The organism is Sphaerotilus microaerophilus (assembly GCF_023734135.1).
In the GTDB taxonomy this organism is placed as follows: Bacteria; Pseudomonadota; Gammaproteobacteria; order Burkholderiales; family Burkholderiaceae_C; genus Sphaerotilus; species Sphaerotilus microaerophilus.
The window spans coordinates 723,786-739,574 of the sequence record NZ_AP025730.1 but is presented as its reverse complement, the minus strand read 5'-3'; the positions used below and the strand labels follow the sequence as shown (position 1 = coordinate 739,574).

Here is a 15,789-nt window from a genome sequence, read left to right as displayed (position 1 = left end):
CAGTCCTCAGTCGCCGGACTCGGGGCTCGTCGATACCGCCGGGCGCAGCACCGCCGCCCCGCCGAAGCGCCCGGCACGCAAGTCGTCCAGCGCCTGGTTTGCCTCCGCCAGGTCGTAGACATGGGTGTGGATGCGCAGCGGCAGGTGCGCCACCAGGGCCATGAAGGCCTCGCCATCGGCCCGCGTCAGGTTGGCCACCGAGACGATGCGCCGCTCGCCCCAGAGCCAGGCGTACGGGAAGGCCGGGATGTCACTCATGTGGATGCCGGCGCAGACCACCGTGCCGCCCGGGCGCACGGCCTGCAACGCGGCCGGCACCAGCGCGCCCACCGGCGCGAACAGCAGGGCCGCGTCCAGCGCCGAGGGCGGCAGCGCCTCCGACGGCCCGGCCCAGGCCGCCCCCAGCGAGCGAGCCAGGTCCTGCGCCGCCTCGTCCCCTGCGCGGGTGAAGGCGAACAGCTCGCAGCCCTCGGCCACCGCCACCTGAGCGATCAGGTGCGCGGCGGCGCCGAAACCGTAGATCCCGAGCCGGCGCGGCAGGACGCCGTCGTTGAAGCGCCGCGCCATCGCATAGGCGCGGTAGCCGATCAGCCCGGCGCACAGCAGCGGCGCCGCCTCCTCGTCGCTGAAGCGCGCCGGCAAGGCAAAGACGTAGCGCGCATCGGCCAGCACGTGCTCGGCATAGCCACCTTCGATCTGCCAGCCGGTGAACCGGGCGCGCTCGCAGAGGTTCTCCCGCCCGGCGCGGCAGGGCTCGCACTCGCCGCAGGTCCAGCCCAGCCAGGGCACGCCGACGCGCTGGCCCAGGGCAACGCCGGTGACGCCCTCGCCCAGCGCGCTGATGCGCCCGACCACCTCGTGCCCCGGAACCACCGGCTGGCCCGGGTGGGCCAGCTCGCCGTCGACGATGTGCAGGTCGGTGCGGCACACCCCGCAGGCCGCCACGCGCAGGCGCACCTGGCCGGGCCCGGGCCGGGGCAGGTGCTCGCGCCAGACCTGCTGCAGCGGCCGGCCCGGCGCCTCCAGCGCCATCGCCAGCCAGGGGCGTGATGCCGCTGGGGTATCCTGCGCCGACGTGGCCATGGCGTCAGCCCCGGCCGACGAAGGGCATCGCGGTGGCCATGACCGTCATGAACAGCACGTTGGCCGTCAGCGGCAGCCCGGCCATGTGCACCACCGCGTCGGCGGCGTGCTGCACGTCCATCACCGGCTCCACCTTCACCGAGCCGTCGGCCTGGCGGATGCCGGCCTGCATCGCGGCGGTCATGTCCGACGCCGCGTTGCCGATGTCGATCTGCCCGACGGCGATGTTCCAGGCCCGGCCGTCCAGCGCCGCGGTCCGGGTCAGGCCGGTGAGCGCGTGCTTGGTGGCGGTGTAGGCCACCGAGCCAGGGCGCGGCGCGTGCGCCGAGATCGAGCCGTTGTTGACGATGCGCCCGCCCTGCGGCACCTGCGCCTTCATCTGCCGGAAGGCCGCGCGGGTGCAGAGGAAGGCGGCGGTGAGGTTGACATCCACCAGCTGCTGCCAGTTGGCCAGCGTCATGTCCTCGATCGATACGCCCTTGGTGAAGGCGCCAGCGTTGTTGAACAGCAGGTCCAGCCGGCCGAAGCGCGCCACCGCGGCGGCGAACAGCGCATCCACGCCGGCCTCCTGGGTCACGTCGGTGGGCACCGCGAGGGTGCGGGCCGGGATGCCGGCATCGGGCATCGCCGCAGCCGCCTCGGCAACCACGGCCTGCAGCGGCTCGGCACGGCGCCCGGCCAGCACCACGCTCCAGCCGGCACGCAGCAGGGCCAGCGTGGTGGCCCGGCCGATGCCGCTGCCGGCACCGGTGACGAGGGCGATGCGGGGAGGTGGGAAGCTGGGTTCGGGCACGTCGGGCTCCTGTGATTCGATCAGGGCCCTACTCTAGATAGAAATGCACGGGCCGGTTCAGCCGGGGCGTCCATCCAGCCTCGCCCGTGTCAGGATCGGCCAGTAGCGCCAGGCGTACACGCCCATCCCGGTGGCCCACAGCAGGGCGCTGGCCAGGATGGCCACGAGCGTGGTGGCCGGTAGCACCAGCGGCAGCGCCACCCGCGCCAGTGCCGCCAGCGCGATCAGCCCGTAGGCTGCGACTTCCCAGCGGTCCGCCTCCAGCGCCCGGCCGGTGTGGCCACGCGCGGTGCGGGTCATCATGCCGATGGTCAGCCCGCCGATCGCCCCCACCGTCAGCGCGTGCGTCGCCAGGCTGGGCGTGATCCAGCCGGCCTGGGCGGCGGCACGCAGCAGCAGGTGCAGGGGAATCCACGCATAGGCCAGGTGCAGCACCCACACCAGCGGCACACCGGTGGTGGCGCGCGGCTGCCAGAGCCACCAGCGCCGCGCATGCGCCCCAGCAGCCAGCAGCGCGATCGCGGCCACCAGCCAGGCGCCAGCAGCGGCGGCCAGTGGCGAGTCGCCCGGCAGCGCCGGCCACAGGATCGGCAACAGCACGCCGGTCAGCGCATCGACCGCCCACAGCGCCAGCACGCTGCCCAGCGCCAGGCGCTCGACCCCCGGCAGGCGCTCGGCACCGGCGCCACGCACGCCGTTGTTGGTGAACATCGGGATCACCCGCCCGCCCATCACCGCCATCACGAAGAGCACCGCGTCCAGCGCCAGCTGCAGCCCGCCCCGGCCCAGCCCGGGCAGCACCCCCAGCTCCGACAGGTGGAAGGCCAGCTGCGCCAGCGCGATGCCGCCCAGCACGAGCGGGAAGAAGTCGTTGCGCCGGTTGTCCCCGGCACGCAGCGACCGCCACAGCGCCCAGCCGGTAGCGATCGGAAAGGCCACGTTGACGGCCAGCACGACCCAGCCCAGCGTGACCCAGCCCAGCGTGACCCAGCCCAGCGCTGCACCCGGCCAGGCCCCCAGCGCGAACACCGCCAGCCGTCCCGTCAGCCACAGCGCCACCAGCGCCTGCAGCTGCCGCCCGGTGGGCGTGGGCTGGCCGGACCAGTTGCGCCCGGCGGTGAATAGAAAGCCCACGACGACCGCCAGGGTGTAGCCGAACACCATCTCATGCGCATGCCAGAGCAGCCCCGGCAGCGCCAGGGGCACCGACCCGCCGGCGAACTGCAGCGCCCAGAGCGCCACCGACAGCGCCGCGAAGGCGCTGGCCACGAGGTAAAAAGGCCGGAAACCGAGTGCCCACAGCGCCCAGCTGCCGGGGGGAACGGCGGGACGGCGGACTTCTTCGAGCTGGATGAACTGCATCGCGATGAAACCTGACTTCAATCAAGTCTGTGCAGTCTGCCCGCAAAGCTGCCCAGCCGACCAAACCCGCGCCGCCGGGGTGGTGGCCGGCTTGAAGCGGGTCAAGAAAATCGCCGCCAGCCAGCATGCCGACGCCAGAATCCGGCCATGCCGACCCGCCGATGCCCCGCCCCCAGCACGCCGTTGCCGCCCATCGAGGCGCGGCTGGGCACGGCCGTGCCGCTGCGGGAACGGCGGCCGCGCCTGGCTGGAGCCGGTTCGGCGTGAGGCTCGGGTTCCGGCTCCTCGGTGTGGGCCTGGCCAGCGTCACGCTCGCCGGGTCGGCCTGGGCCCTGCCCGGCCTGGCGGAGGTGAGGGCCGCGCACCAGCCGTCGGAGCTGACCTTCGTCGACCGCCACGGCGAGCCGCTGCAGAGCCTGCGCGTGGATGCACGCTCGCGCCGCCTGCCCTGGGTGGCGCTGGACGACATCTCCCCCGCGCTGCGCGTGTCGGTGGTGCTCAGCGAGGACCGGCGCTTCCTCGAACACGGCGGCGTGGACTGGAGCGGCCTGGCCCGCAGCGCCTGGGCCAACCTGCGCACGCTGGGCCACGCGGGCAAGGTGCAGGGCGCCTCGACGCTGACGATGCAGCTCGCCGGCCTGATCGATGGCGAGCATGCCCGCCCGGCCGGCGGACGCAGCCTGCTCGGCAAGGTGGGGCAGATCGCGGCGGCCCGGCAGATCGACGCCCGCTGGCGCAAGCGCGACATCCTGGAGGCCTACCTGAACCTGGTGCCGCTGCGCGGCGAGTTGGTCGGCGTGCCGGCGGCGGCGCGCATCCTGCTGGGCAAGCACCCCAGCGGGCTGGACGCGCAGGAGGCCGCGCTGCTGGCCGCCCTGCTGCGCGCGCCCAATGCCGGACGCGAGGCGGTGACCCGGCGCGCCTGCGAGCTGCTGACCCTGCAGCAGCTGCCCTGCGCCGGGTTGGAGGGCCTGGCCGGGCGCGCCCTGGCCACCGGTGCCGGCGCCCGTGCCGGGCAGCCCGCCGACCTGGCTTGGGCGCCGCACTACGCCCGCGCGGCCTGGCAGGCGGCCGATGTGGCCCGCCGTGCGACGCCCGGCCCGCTGCGCACCCCGCTGGACGCTGGCCTGCAACGCCTGGCGGTGCAGCTGCTGCGCCAGCAGCTGGCCGAGCTGAACGCGCGCCACGTCGAGGACGGCGCCGTGCTGGTGCTGGACAACGCCAGCGGCGAGGTGCGCGCCTGGGTCGGCTCCTCCGGCGCGGCGCTGTCGGATGCGGCCCAGGTGGACGCGGTGCAGGCCCGCCGCCAGCCGGGCTCGACGCTCAAGCCCTTCGTCTACGCGCTGGCCTTCGAGCGCCGCCTCATCACCCCTGCCAGCCTGCTGGACGACACGCCCACGCGACTGATGGCCGGCAGCGGCCTGTACACGCCGCAGAACTACGACCGGCGCTTCCACGGCTGGGTCAGCGCACGCACCGCGCTGGCGTCGAGCCTGAACGTGCCGGCGGTGCAGCTGGCCACCTGGCTGACGCCGGACGCGCTGTTCGAGCGCCTCAACGCCCACGGCCTGGCGCTGACGCACAGCGGCGGCCACCACGGCCCGGCGCTCGCGCTGGGCAGCGCCGAGGTCACGCTGCTGGCGCTGACCAACGCCTACCGCAGCCTGGCCAACGGCGGGCGCTTCAGCCCGGTGCGACTCTGGCCCGCCGAGCCCGCTGGGCCCGCCGTTACCGCATGGAAACCTGCAGCCAGCCCGGCGGCGGCCTTTCTGGTCGGCGACATCCTGGCCGACAACGCGGCGCGCTCGCTCACCTTCGGGCTGGACAGCCCGCTGGTCACGCGCGGCTGGGCGGCGGTCAAGACCGGCACCAGCAAGGACCTGCGCGACAACTGGTGCATCGGCTGGACCGATCGCTACACCGTCGGCGTCTGGGTCGGCAACGCCAGCGGCGCGCCGATGCAGCAGGTCAGCGGCAGCAGCGGCGCGGCACCGGTCTGGCGTGCGCTGGTGCAGGCGCTGCACGAGGGCCAGCCGGCCCGGCCGCCCACCCCGCCGGCCGGCGTCGTGCGGCAGATCACCGTTGCGGGCGACGCACCGGCCAGCGGCGGCGTTGCCGAGTACTTCCTCGCCGGCACCGAACTGGCCCGACTGCGGCGCGGCGCTCACGCCCGCGTGGCCGGCAGCACCGCGCTGCAGGGCATCGCCAGCCCGCGCGATGGCGCCATCTACGCGCTCGACCCCGACATCCCGCCGGCGGTGCAGCGCATCGTCTTCGAGGGCGAGGCCGGCAGCTGGTGGCTGGACGGCCGGCGCCTCGGCCAGGGCGCTCGGGTCGCGTGGCCACCCTGGCCGGGCCGGCACCGGCTCGAACTGCGCCTGGCCGGTGGGCGCCGCCAGCAGGTCGGCTTCGAGGTGCGGGGGGCACAGGCAAGGGCCCCGGCGCCGGGTAGCCCACCGACCGCGCCGGCTGCCCCGAACGCGTCGCCCCCACCCCCGGCCCGCCGCTGAGCTCCCCCCCCCCGCAAACAGGGGACTCAAGCGCAGTCACCCGCACCCGATACCCCTGCGGAAGAGCGGGATCCCGAAGGGGGGCCCGATGTCAACCGACAAGGACGCAAGATGATGTCGATCGAATGGGGTGTGTACCTGGCCGGCGGTGCCGGCATGGCGCTGCTGGCCGCCGCGGTGGACGCCGCGCTGCCGGCCTCCCGGCGCAGCTGGTGGCATGCCCGACCCCGCCAGGCCTTTGCGCCGCGCCACGAGCACGCCGCTGCGCTGACCACCTCAGCGGCAGATGTGGCCGAGGTTGGCAGCATGGCCCCCGTGCCGGCGCTGCAGCTGGTGGAAACCGCCGAACGCCGCGACACCCGGCAGCTGCCCTTCGTCGGCCGCGACCGCCGCCGCGCCGCGCGCGCCGCGGCCCGGCAGCGCCGCGCGGCCAACGACCGCTGAACCCAACAGACCGGGCCGGGGCGCCGCGGATCGCCCGCGGCTCAGCCCATGCTCAACCCCGGTTCAGCACCTTCGCCACCGGGTTCGGCCGCAGCCGGAAGGCATCCGGCATGCCCGAGCCCAGCAGCGGACGCAGGTAGAGGCGGAAGGCGTCCGTCACGTCGGTGCCGCAGGCGCTGATGAAGTGGTCCTCCATCGTGCGCGTCTTGCCGGCCACCGCCGACAGCGGCAGCAGGTCGTAGTCCACGCTGTAGGTGCCCGTGCGCTGGATGGCCACCGAGCCATCCCGGCCGCCCCACATTGCGTACTGCACCGCCTTTTCGCCCACCTCGCGGGCCTCGCGCTGGTCCACATCCGACACGCAGCCGATGAAGCTGCGCTGCAGGTAGCCGAAGGTGTCGCCGCGCACCCGCTTGATCTTCAGCTTGGCCTTGATCTCCTCGCAGAGCAGATCAGCCAGCGCGCCGCTGCCCGAGAGCTGCACGTTGCCGTGCGCGTCATGCTCCAGGTCCTTGGCCAGCGAGGCGATGATCGGGGCGCCCGACGCGTCGTGGATGCCCTCGCTCACCGCGATCACGCAGCGGCCCAGCCGCTCGTAGGTGGCCTTCACGTCGGCCAGGAACTTGTCGATCTCGAACACCCGCTCGGGCACGTAGATCAGGTGCGGGCCGTCGTCGGCAAACTTCTTGCCCAGTGCCGAGGCCGCGGTCAAGAAGCCGGCATGCCGGCCCATCACCACGCCCACGTAGACGCCCGGCAGCGCGGCGTTGTCCAGGTTGGCACCGGCAAAGGCCTGGGCGACGAAGCGCGCCGCACTCGGGAAGCCCGGCGTGTGGTCGTTGCCGACCAGGTCGTTGTCGATCGTCTTGGGAATGTGGATGCAGCGCAGCTCGTAGTTGGCCGCCTGCGCCTGCTCGCTGACGATGCGCACCGTGTCGGACGAATCGTTGCCGCCGATGTAATAGAACTGCCCGATCTCGTGCGCCTGCAGCACCTTGAAGATCTCCTGGCAGTAGGCCAGGTCCGGCTTGTCGCGCGTCGAACCCAGCGCCGCGGCCGGCGTGGCGCCCACCAGCTCCAGGTTGTGGCTGGTTTCCTGGGTCAGGTCGACCAGGTCCTCGTTGATGATGCCGCGCACGCCGTGGCGCGCGCCGTAGACCAGTTCCACGCCACGGTGGCGACGCGCTTCCAGCACCACGCCGACCAGCGACTGGTTGATCACGGCGGTGGGGCCGCCACCTTGGGCGACGAGGATCTTGCGGGGGTTCATGGGCTCAACTCCTGTGCGGCCAACCGGGCCGTCAATGCTGCGCTGCATCGTACACGCGGGGTGGCGGTGCCGGCCTGTGCCAGCGCCGGTTGAAACACGGCTGAAACCGCCCGACCCGGGGCCCAGCGACGGCATCATCCAGTCCATGAGCCAAGCCGCCATCCAACCGATCGCCCCGATCCGCCCCGTCCCCCTCGACCGCGCCTACCGCCTGCTCAACCACGGGCCGACGGTGCTCGTCAGCGCCGAGCATGACGGCCACGCCAACGTCATGGCCGCCGCCTGGGCGATGCCGCTGGACTTCGCACCGCCCAAGGTGGCGGTGGTGGTCGACAAGGCCACCTTCACCCGCGGGCTGATCGAGGCCAGCAGTCGCTTTGTCCTCAACCTGCCCTGCGCCGCCCAGGCCGCGCTGACGCTGGGCGTTGGCAGCGACAGCGCACGGACCCGGCCGGACAAGCTGGCCGCCCACGGCGTGCAGCTCTTCAGCCCGGCGGATGAGACGCTCCCGCTGGTGGCCGGCTGTGTCGGCTGGCTGGCCTGCCGCGTGCTGCCCGAGCCGCACAACCAGCAGGCCTACGACCTCTTCCTCGGCGAAGTCACTGCCGCCTGGGCCGACGCGCGGGTGTTCTGCGACGGCCGCTGGCACTTCGACGACGCGCCGGCCGAGCTGCGCACGCTGCACTACGTGGCCGGCGGGCAGTTCTATGCGACGGGGGCGTCGGTGGTGGTACCTGGCGCGGCCTGATCCGAACGGGTAGAGCCGTTCCAGCTGCTTCCAAGGGACGAATCAGACCCGCAGGTTCGCCTGACCGGACTGCAACGCCAGGTACTGCGCCCCCAGCCGGTCGGCATGGCGGGCGAACTCGGCGCTGCGCGCCCGGGCATCGCCCAGCGAACGGGCGAGCTGGTCGATCTCGGCCTCTCGGCGGGCCACCTCGGTGCGGCACTCGTCGACCTCGTCGCGCAGGACCTCGCAGTGGTGCCGGCTGACCAGCGCGCCGATCAGGTAGCCCAGGACGGTGGCCAGGGCGAGCCAGGGCAGGGCGTCGAGGAGGAAGGCGAGCATGGCAGGGAACTCCGGTGGGCGGTGCGGTGGCCAAGAAGCCACACCGCCATGCTGGACCGGGCTCGCGCCCCCGGCTTCCGCCGTCGGATGGGGCCAGGCCCATACCATGGTCTGGGATCGTGATAAATATCACGAACAACAATGACGCCAGCCGGTCGCCAAGGCGGCCAGGTTCCATCCCCAACCGGAGAAAGCCCCATGCGTTCCACCCCCTCCTTCGTCCTCATCGGCACCCTCGGCGCCCTGCTCGCCGGCAGCGCCCTGGCGCAAAGCCAGCCTGATGGCGTGCTGCGCGGCTCGCTGGGCCTGGGCGCCAGCCTGGCCAGCGGCAACACCAAGGCCAGCAGCCTATCGCTGAACGCCGACGCGGTACGCGAGACCGCCGGCGACAAGATCACCGCCTACGGCCGCGCGCTGCGCACCAGCGCCAAGAACCAGGCCACGGGCCAGAGCGAGACCACCGGCGACCAGCTGCGCGCTGGCGGCCGCTACGACCTGAACTTCACGCCCACGGTGTTCGGCTTCGGTGGCCTGGACCTGGAACGCAACAAGTTCGCCAACCTGAAGCTGCGCGGCCTGGCCAGCGTGGGCGCGGGCTACCACCTGATCAAGACGCCCTCGCAGAGCCTGGACGTGTTCGGCGGCCTGGCCTACACGGCGGACCGCTACGTCGCCGGCACCGTGGTCGGCGACAGCGCCACCCCACGCACCAGCTACAGCTACGCCTCGCTGCTGCTGGGCGAGGAGTACGCCCAGGCGCTGACGCCCACCACCGCGCTGAAGCAGCGCCTGGTGGTGTTGCCCAACCTGAAGGACCGCGGCGAGTACCGCGCCAACCTGGACCTGGGCCTGGCGGTGGCGATGACGCAGGCACTCAGCCTGAACGTCGGCCTGGGCGTGGCCTACAACTCCGACCCGGGCGCCGGCATCAAGAGCACCGACAGCCTGTTCACCACCGGCGTGACGATGAAGTTCTGACCGTGAAGGTCAGGGCGGCGCCGGCTGCGATCCCGGCTGCGGTTCCATCAGGGGCTGCAGCTGGGCCGCCAGCTCGCGCAGCCGGTCGATGCCGGGCTCCTTGCGCGGCCAGCCCAGCTCGACGCCGTCGCCGGCCCAGCGCGGCAGCACATGCAGGTGCAGGTGCGGCACGGTCTGCCAGCCGGCCGGCCGGTTGGCCTGCAGCACGGTGATGCCCTCGGGCTGGAACACCGCCTGAACGGCACGGGCGATGCGTTGGGCAGCGCGCATCAGCGCCGCGGCCTCGGCCTCGCTGGCGTCCAGCAGGGTTTCGCAGGGGCGGCGGGTGGCGACGATGACGTGGCCATCGTTGACCTGGCCAGCGTCCATGAAGGCGAAGACGAGTTCGTCCTCGTAGACCTTGGCACAGGGCCACTCGCCCGACAGCAGGCGCTCGAACACGGTGGGCATGGGCTTCCTCCACGAGGCGCCGCCGGGTGGCCGCGCCGAGGAGGCGATTCTTGCGCGCCGAGGGCCTGACGTCAGCGCAGCCGCAGCGGGTTGCTGAACAGGCGGCCCGGCACACGCGCAGGGCTGCGGAGCTTGGCGGCGCCTGAGGTGCCCGCCTCACGCAGCGGCACCTGGGCGCGGTAGTCGGTCGATGCATCGAAACCGGCCGGCTGGGTGTCGGGCCAGTCGTCATCGTTGCCGTGGCCCGATCCGGGTGGGGCGCTCTCCAGGCGGAAATCCCCCTGCGCGGCGGCGTCACGCATCAGGCGCACCAGCGCGGCAGCGTCCTCGCTGCTGAGCCACAGGCCGCTCCAGCCATGCTGGCGGTCGGCGATGGAGCGGCCCTCCAGCAGCGTGGCCCACCAACGCAGGCGATCGAAAACCGATTGGCGGATCATGGCAATCGTTCCTCGGGCAAGTACAGGCAGGGTCGGGAAGCAGGGGCGGGGCCGGAACCGTCGCCGAGGCTCAGCGGATGTGGCGGCGCAGCAGGGCGCCAGGCAGGGAGGGCAGGCTCTGCAGCGCACGACAGGCCGGCTCGCGCAGCGCGAACGGCGCCTGGCGGGCGTCGAGCGGGCAGGCCGCCGGGCGCAGCACCGAGGCAGGCAGCGGCTGACGCGCCTGGTCATCCAGCGCCTGGGCCCACAGCGGGCTCGATGCACAGGCCAGCAGGACGGCCAGGATGGCAGCGGGATGGGCAGATGCAGGCACGGCGGAACTCCTCGGGCTGAAAACGGCGCCAGCGACCTTCGTCGACGCAGGGTTTCAGCTTAGGCAACCGTGGTCCGCTGCGCCCGACCCGCCAGTCGGGGTGTGACCCCTACCCAGGTAGGGGGCGCGAGCCCCTGGCCCCGTGCGCGGGGCGCTCGCCGGATGCCCGCCGCCGTCAGCGCGCCGGCACGAGCCGGTGCTTGAGCGCCAGGATCACCGCCTCGGTGCGGTTTTCCACCTGCAGCTTGGCGAGGATGTTGGTGATGTGGAACTTCACCGTCGGCAGTGCGATGGCCAGGCGCTGGCCGATCTCCTGGTTGTTCAGGCCCTCGGCCATCAGCGCCAGCAGCTCGCGCTCGCGCTGGGTCAGGTCACCGCCGGGGGAGCGCTGCTGCTGCGCACCGACCAGGGCGTCGGTGACCTCGGCATCGAGCACGCGCCGCCCGGCATGGACCGCCTGGATGACATGGACCAGCTCATGCGCCGAGGCGTTCTTCATCAGGTAGCCACTGGCCCCGGCGTCGATGGCACGGCGCACTTCAGCGGGGTCGAGCAGGCTGGTCAGGATCACGAAGCGGGTGGCCGGCAGCAGCGGGCGCAGCCGCGCGATCGCGGAGATGCCATCCAGCCGGGGCATCATCAGGTCCATCAGCGCCACGTCGGGCGCGATGGCGGGCATCCGCTGCACCGCCTCCTCGCCATGGGTGGCCTCGCCGACGAAGCTGAAGGCCGCCTCGGCGTCGATCATGGCGCGCAGGCCGGCTCGGATCATCGGGTGGTCGTCGGCGACGAACACGCGGATCGGTGAAGGGTTGCTCATCGCTGGGTCCTGGATGATGCGGTGCGGTGTGGCGCGGGGGAACGGGGCCTGGGTCGGGATGCGGTCGATTGTTACAGATCGGGCCGGCTCCCCGTGCCAACGGGGCGCCGTAGAGTCTCATCCCTAATCAATGCTGCACTGCAGCAAAAGTGCTTGCATTTCGGGTTCGCATCGCCAATACTCCGTTCCATGCTGCAGTGCAGCAAAAGTCTCCCGCAAGGGATCACCACACGGCCGCAAGGCCACACTGGAGTTCTGCCATGACCATCACCCCCGAGCAAATCGCCGCCGCCAACAAGGCCAACCTCGACGCGCTGGTCGGTTTCGCCCAGCAAGCCTTCAAGGGCATCGAGCAGCTGGTCGAGCTGAACATGGCCGCCGCCCGCAGCACGCTGGACGACGCCGCCGAGAAGACCAAGGCCGCCCTGTCCGCCAAGGACCCGCAGGAATTCATGAGCCTGCAAGCCAACCTGCTGCAACCCGCGCAGGAAAAGGCCGTTGCCTACGGCAAGCAGGTCGCCGACATCGCCGCCGCCACCCAAGCTGAAGTGACCAAGTTCGCCGAAGCCCAGGTCGCCCAGGCCCAGGCCCAGTTCCAGTCGATGGTCGAAGCCGCCGCCAAGAACGCCCCGGCCGGCAGCGAAAGCGCCGTCGCCGCCGTCAAGAACGCCATGGCCAACGCCACCAGCGCCTTCGACGCCGTGCAAAAGGCCGCCAAGCAGGCCGCCAGCGTCGCCGAAGCCAACTTCAAGACCCTGAGCGCTTCCGCCGAGTCGACCGCCCAAGCGGCCGCCGACGTGGTCAAGAAGACCACCAAGCGCGCCTGATCGCATTCGGTCGCGGGCCTCGCCCTGCGACCAGCGTCTCTCGTCTCCTAGGTTCCCCTGCCCGGTGGCACGCCGGACGAGGATTCCTTTCAAGCCCGGCCCTCATCAGGTCCGGGCTTTTTTTCGTGCGCGGCGGGCTCTCAGCGCCCGGCCGCGGCCTTCCAGCGCTCGACCGCCTTGAGCGTGTTCTCGACGTGGCCGTTGGCGCTCAGGTTGGCGTAGACGTAGAGCACCTTGCCGTCGGGGCCGATGACGTAGGAGATGCGGTCGGCCGTGTTGGGCATCAGCGTCAGCGTGGCGTCGTAGGCCTTCATCACCTTGGCGCCGGCATCGGCCGCCACCGCGAACTTGTTGCGGCAGGCCTCGACGGAGAACTTCTGCAGGGTGCCAATGTCGTCGTTGGACATGCCCACCACCGTCGCGCCCAGCGCCTTGAAGCGGTCGGCGGCCTCGGCGAACTGGTGCGCCTCCACGGTGCAGCCGCTCGTGAAGGCCTTGGGGTAGAAGTACAGCACCACCGGCCCCTGCGCCAGCGTCTTCGACAGCGAGAAGCTGAAGGTCCGGCCGCCCACCGCCGCCTCGGCGGTGAAGTCCGGGGCCGTCGCCCCCACGGGCAATGCGGCCTGCGCCGCGCCCGCCAAGGCCAGGCCCGCGGGCAGGAGGATGCGGCGTCGAAGGGGGCTCAGGTCGAACATGGTCAGCTCCAGGTCGGTGGGGAAATGATTATCGGCAGCGCCTGATGGCCCTGCCGGGGCAGGGCAGCCCGTGGCCGCACCGGGGCCTGCAGCCGCCGTGCTAAGGTCGATCGAACCCCTTGCGCGCCCCCCGGGCCGCCTGCTGGAGCCGACCATGAACGCCGCCCCCGCCCTCGCCAATCCTGCCGATTCCCCCGAAGCCCGCCTGCGCCGCATGCAGCGCGGCGCCACGGCGCTGCTTGGCGCTGCCGCGGCCCTGCTGGCGGCGTCCCATGTCTGGCGCGACGCCCACCCCGCCTGGGCCTGGCTGGGCGCCTTCGCCGAGGCCGCCCTGGTGGGCGGGCTGGCCGACTGGTTCGCCGTCGTGGCGCTGTTCCGCCGCCCGCTGGGGCTGCCGATCTGGCACACCGCGATCATCCCGGCGCGCAAGGACGACATCGCCCGCAACCTGGGCGAGTTCGTCGAGACCCACCTGCTCACGCCCGAGGCGCTGCGCAAGGAGGTGGCCGAGGGCGACCTGGCCGAGCGCCTGGCCGAGGCACTGCAGCAGCCTGAAACCGCCGACGCCCTGGCCGGCTGGCTGCTGCAGGCCACGCCGCAGCTGCTCGCCTCGCTCGACGACGAGCGCCTCGCCGTCTGGCTGGCCGAGGCGGTGCATGCCGAGCTGATGCGGCTGGACCTGCCCGAGCTGTCCGGTCGGGCGGCCACGCGACTGGCCAACGCCGGCCAGCACCAGCGCGTGCTCGATGCGGTGGCCGGCGCCCTGCAGCGCTACGTCGCGGACCCGGAGCACCTGGGCGCGATCGCGGAGTTCCTGGCGCGCGCGCTGAACCTCGACAACGCGATCTACAAGACGATGATCAAGGCCGCCGCGCCGCGCGCCACGCAGGCGCTGGCGCACATGCTCGGCGAGCTGCGCGCCGCCGAGGAGCACCCCTGGCGCACGCAGCTGGACACCTGGGTACAGGAGTGGGTGCAGGCGCTGCCGCAGTCCGAAGGCTGGCGCGCCCACCTGGGCGAGTGGCAGACCGAGGCGCTAGCAAGCCCCAGCGCCCAGGCCTGGCTGCACGGCCTGTGGCCACGCCTGAAGGCGCGGCTGCTGGCGGCGCAGGGGAATCCGCAGCCCGGCGCGACCTCACCCGCCCCCCTGTCAGCCAGCCTGAGCGGCCTGGTCCGGCAACTGGGCCACCGCCTGCACCAGGACCCCGCCCTGCGCGCCAGCATCAACCAGGCCCTGGCCGACACCCTGGCCGGCCTGGTGCAGCGTCACCGCGGTGCGTCGGCGCGCTTCCTGGAAGCCCAGCTGGCGCGCTGGTCACCCGCGGAGATGAGCGACAAGGTGGAACTGGCCATCGGCCGCGACCTGCAGTTCATCCGCATCAACGGCACGCTGGTGGGCGGGCTGGTGGGGCTGGTGTTGCACGCGCTGCGCCAGCTCTGAGCCAGCAGGGGGCAAAGCCAGGCGGGTCAAAGCGCGGCACCGTCCGGTCGTTCCCCACGGGCGACCGACTGCACCAGCGCCAACTGCGCGGGCAGGCAGACGCTGCGCAGGTCATAGCGCCGGATGGCGTCCTCGCGGGCCGTCGCTCGCAGGGGCAGCTGGCCGGCCGGGTCGGCCAGGCAGGTCAGCATCCGCTCGGCCAGGGCCTCGGCGTCGAAGAAGTCCACCAGCCAACCGTTGCGGCCATGCTCGATGGCCTCGCGCACTGGCGGCGTGTCGGAGGCGATGATCGGCGCCCCCAGGCTCATGGCCTCGATCAGCGACCAGGACAGCACGAACGGGTAGGTCAGGTAGACGTGCGCGCTGCTCACCCGCAGCGCGGCCAGGTAGGTGGCGTAGGGCACCTTACCCAGGAAGTGCACGCGCTGCGCATCGATGCGGCCGGCCACCTCGTCGAGGTAGATCTGCTTCCAACTGCCGGCCGGAGGTGCCGCGCCGTAGGACACGCCGTCACCACCGATCAGCAGCACCCGCACCTGCGGGTCACGCGCCAGCAGGGTCGGCAGCGACCGCATGAAGGCGTGGTAGCCCCGGCTGGGCTCCAGGTTGCGGTTGACGAACGTGACGACCCGGTCGGCGCGCGTCAGGCGCAGCGGCCGCCCCTGGTCGTCCGTCACTTCCAGCACCGCCGCCTCGTCGGGGCAGAGTGCCGCGGTGTCGATGCCGTCGTGGATCACGCTGATGCGACCCTGCTGCGCCGCGGGCAAGGTGGCGCGCTGCCACTGCGTGGGGCTGATGCCCCAGTCCATCAGGCCCAGGTTGAGCAGGTTGTTGGTGTTCTTGATGGACAGCCGGCAGCCGGCCTCGAAGGCGTCGGTGAGCGGAAACTCGGGGTCAAACCCGACATCGCGCCCCTGCGTCCCGTAGAAGAACTCGACGTAGTGCAGCTGCCGCGCCTCCGGCCAGACCTCGCGCAGCAGCAGCGCCTCGCCCCACCCGGGATGAACGCAGATCAGGTCGGGCACGAAGCCGCTCTCCCGCAGCCGCCGTGCCGCCTGGGCACAGGCCTCGCCGCGGATCACCTTGGCCTCGAAGTCCACCACCCAGGGGTGCAGGCCCTTGGTGCTGGCGCGCCGCGTACCGTAGCGCTGGTACTGCACACCAGGCAGGTCCACCCGCTCGGTCATGCCCAGGGCACGGACCTCATGCCCTTGTGCAGCCAGGGCGGGCGCCAGGTGCTTGTACTGGCCGGGGAAGTTCTGGTGGACGAAGAGGAGTTTCATCGGAAAGGGGATCG

At 72.3% G+C, this 15,789-nt stretch carries 17 protein-coding genes; 6 read left to right on the top strand and 11 right to left on the bottom strand.

The genetic code is table 11. The features are described 5' to 3' along the window. Positions 1–6: 6 nt before the first annotated feature. The 3 genes from NGK70_RS03125 to NGK70_RS03115 are packed head-to-tail and all read right to left on the bottom strand — an operon-like array spanning position 7 to position 3,259. The gene (locus NGK70_RS03125) at positions 7–1,083 is read right to left on the bottom strand and encodes a zinc-dependent alcohol dehydrogenase family protein (RefSeq protein ID WP_428985566.1); all 1,077 of its coding nucleotides are present in this window, start codon (positions 1,081–1,083) and stop codon (positions 7–9) included. 4 nt (positions 1,084–1,087) lie between these two features. Beyond that, positions 1,088–1,876: an SDR family oxidoreductase gene (locus tag NGK70_RS03120; RefSeq protein WP_251971919.1), complete on the bottom strand. Its 789-nt coding sequence runs from the start codon at positions 1,874–1,876 to the stop codon at positions 1,088–1,090. A 57-nt stretch (positions 1,877–1,933) separates the two neighbouring features. Beyond that, entirely contained in the window at positions 1,934–3,259 is a 1,326-nt protein-coding gene (locus tag NGK70_RS03115) for an NnrS family protein (protein WP_310742576.1), read from the bottom strand. Positions 3,260–3,501: 242 nt separating this feature from the next. Between NGK70_RS03115 and pbpC the strand changes: the two genes are divergently transcribed. Next, on the top strand, positions 3,502–5,748 hold the full coding sequence (gene pbpC / locus NGK70_RS03110) for a penicillin-binding protein 1C (RefSeq protein WP_251971918.1): 2,247 nt from the start codon (positions 3,502–3,504) through the stop codon (positions 5,746–5,748). Between the two features lie 111 nt (positions 5,749–5,859). After that, entirely contained in the window at positions 5,860–6,192 is a 333-nt protein-coding gene (locus NGK70_RS03105; protein WP_251971917.1) for a hypothetical protein, read from the top strand. 52 nt (positions 6,193–6,244) lie between these two features. Here NGK70_RS03105 and NGK70_RS03100 read toward each other — a convergent pair whose 3' ends face one another. Continuing rightward, positions 6,245–7,462, bottom strand: coding sequence for a 6-phosphofructokinase (locus NGK70_RS03100; RefSeq protein WP_251971916.1), 1,218 nt, complete (start codon positions 7,460–7,462; stop codon positions 6,245–6,247). Between the two features lie 145 nt (positions 7,463–7,607). Here NGK70_RS03100 and NGK70_RS03095 point away from each other — a divergent pair, with 145 nt between their 5' ends. Beyond that, positions 7,608–8,210 carry a flavin reductase family protein gene (locus NGK70_RS03095; RefSeq protein WP_251971915.1) on the top strand — a complete coding sequence of 201 codons (603 nt, stop codon included), beginning with the start codon at positions 7,608–7,610 and terminating at the stop codon, positions 8,208–8,210. Positions 8,211–8,252: 42 nt separating this feature from the next. Here the strand turns inward: NGK70_RS03095 and NGK70_RS03090 are convergent, their stop codons facing one another. Then, on the bottom strand, positions 8,253–8,531 hold the full coding sequence (locus tag NGK70_RS03090; protein ID WP_251971914.1) for a hypothetical protein: 279 nt from the start codon (positions 8,529–8,531) through the stop codon (positions 8,253–8,255). 198 nt (positions 8,532–8,729) lie between these two features. Here NGK70_RS03090 and NGK70_RS03085 point away from each other — a divergent pair, with 198 nt between their 5' ends. Next, positions 8,730–9,509 carry a DUF481 domain-containing protein gene (locus NGK70_RS03085; protein ID WP_251971913.1) on the top strand — a complete coding sequence of 260 codons (780 nt, stop codon included), beginning with the start codon at positions 8,730–8,732 and terminating at the stop codon, positions 9,507–9,509. Positions 9,510–9,518: 9 nt separating this feature from the next. Here NGK70_RS03085 and NGK70_RS03080 read toward each other — a convergent pair whose 3' ends face one another. The 4 genes from NGK70_RS03080 to NGK70_RS03065 all read right to left on the bottom strand — a co-directional run bounded on the left by NGK70_RS03080 (position 9,519) and on the right by NGK70_RS03065 (position 11,529). Next, complete coding sequence (locus NGK70_RS03080; protein ID WP_251971912.1) at positions 9,519–9,959, bottom strand: HIT family protein; 441 nt, start codon at positions 9,957–9,959, stop codon at positions 9,519–9,521. A 71-nt stretch (positions 9,960–10,030) separates the two neighbouring features. Continuing rightward, positions 10,031–10,396 carry a hypothetical protein gene (locus tag NGK70_RS03075; protein WP_251971911.1) on the bottom strand — a complete coding sequence of 122 codons (366 nt, stop codon included), beginning with the start codon at positions 10,394–10,396 and terminating at the stop codon, positions 10,031–10,033. Between the two features lie 70 nt (positions 10,397–10,466). After that, complete coding sequence (locus NGK70_RS03070) at positions 10,467–10,709, bottom strand: hypothetical protein (protein WP_251971910.1); 243 nt, start codon at positions 10,707–10,709, stop codon at positions 10,467–10,469. Positions 10,710–10,884: 175 nt separating this feature from the next. Then, on the bottom strand, positions 10,885–11,529 hold the full coding sequence (locus NGK70_RS03065) for a response regulator (RefSeq protein WP_251971909.1): 645 nt from the start codon (positions 11,527–11,529) through the stop codon (positions 10,885–10,887). A gap of 260 nt (positions 11,530–11,789) precedes the next feature. Between NGK70_RS03065 and NGK70_RS03060 the strand changes: the two genes are divergently transcribed. Then, positions 11,790–12,356, top strand: a complete 567-nt coding sequence (locus tag NGK70_RS03060) for a phasin family protein (RefSeq protein WP_251971908.1) — start codon at positions 11,790–11,792, stop codon at positions 12,354–12,356. Positions 12,357–12,496: 140 nt separating this feature from the next. Here the strand turns inward: NGK70_RS03060 and NGK70_RS03055 are convergent, their stop codons facing one another. Continuing rightward, on the bottom strand, positions 12,497–13,051 hold the full coding sequence (locus tag NGK70_RS03055; RefSeq protein ID WP_251971907.1) for a peroxiredoxin: 555 nt from the start codon (positions 13,049–13,051) through the stop codon (positions 12,497–12,499). A 154-nt stretch (positions 13,052–13,205) separates the two neighbouring features. Here NGK70_RS03055 and NGK70_RS03050 point away from each other — a divergent pair, with 154 nt between their 5' ends. Continuing rightward, on the top strand, positions 13,206–14,492 hold the full coding sequence (locus NGK70_RS03050) for a DUF445 domain-containing protein (RefSeq protein WP_251971906.1): 1,287 nt from the start codon (positions 13,206–13,208) through the stop codon (positions 14,490–14,492). Positions 14,493–14,518: 26 nt separating this feature from the next. Here the strand turns inward: NGK70_RS03050 and NGK70_RS03045 are convergent, their stop codons facing one another. After that, positions 14,519–15,775: a glycosyltransferase gene (locus NGK70_RS03045; RefSeq protein ID WP_251971905.1), complete on the bottom strand. Its 1,257-nt coding sequence runs from the start codon at positions 15,773–15,775 to the stop codon at positions 14,519–14,521. Between the last annotated feature and the right edge of the window lie 14 nt (positions 15,776–15,789).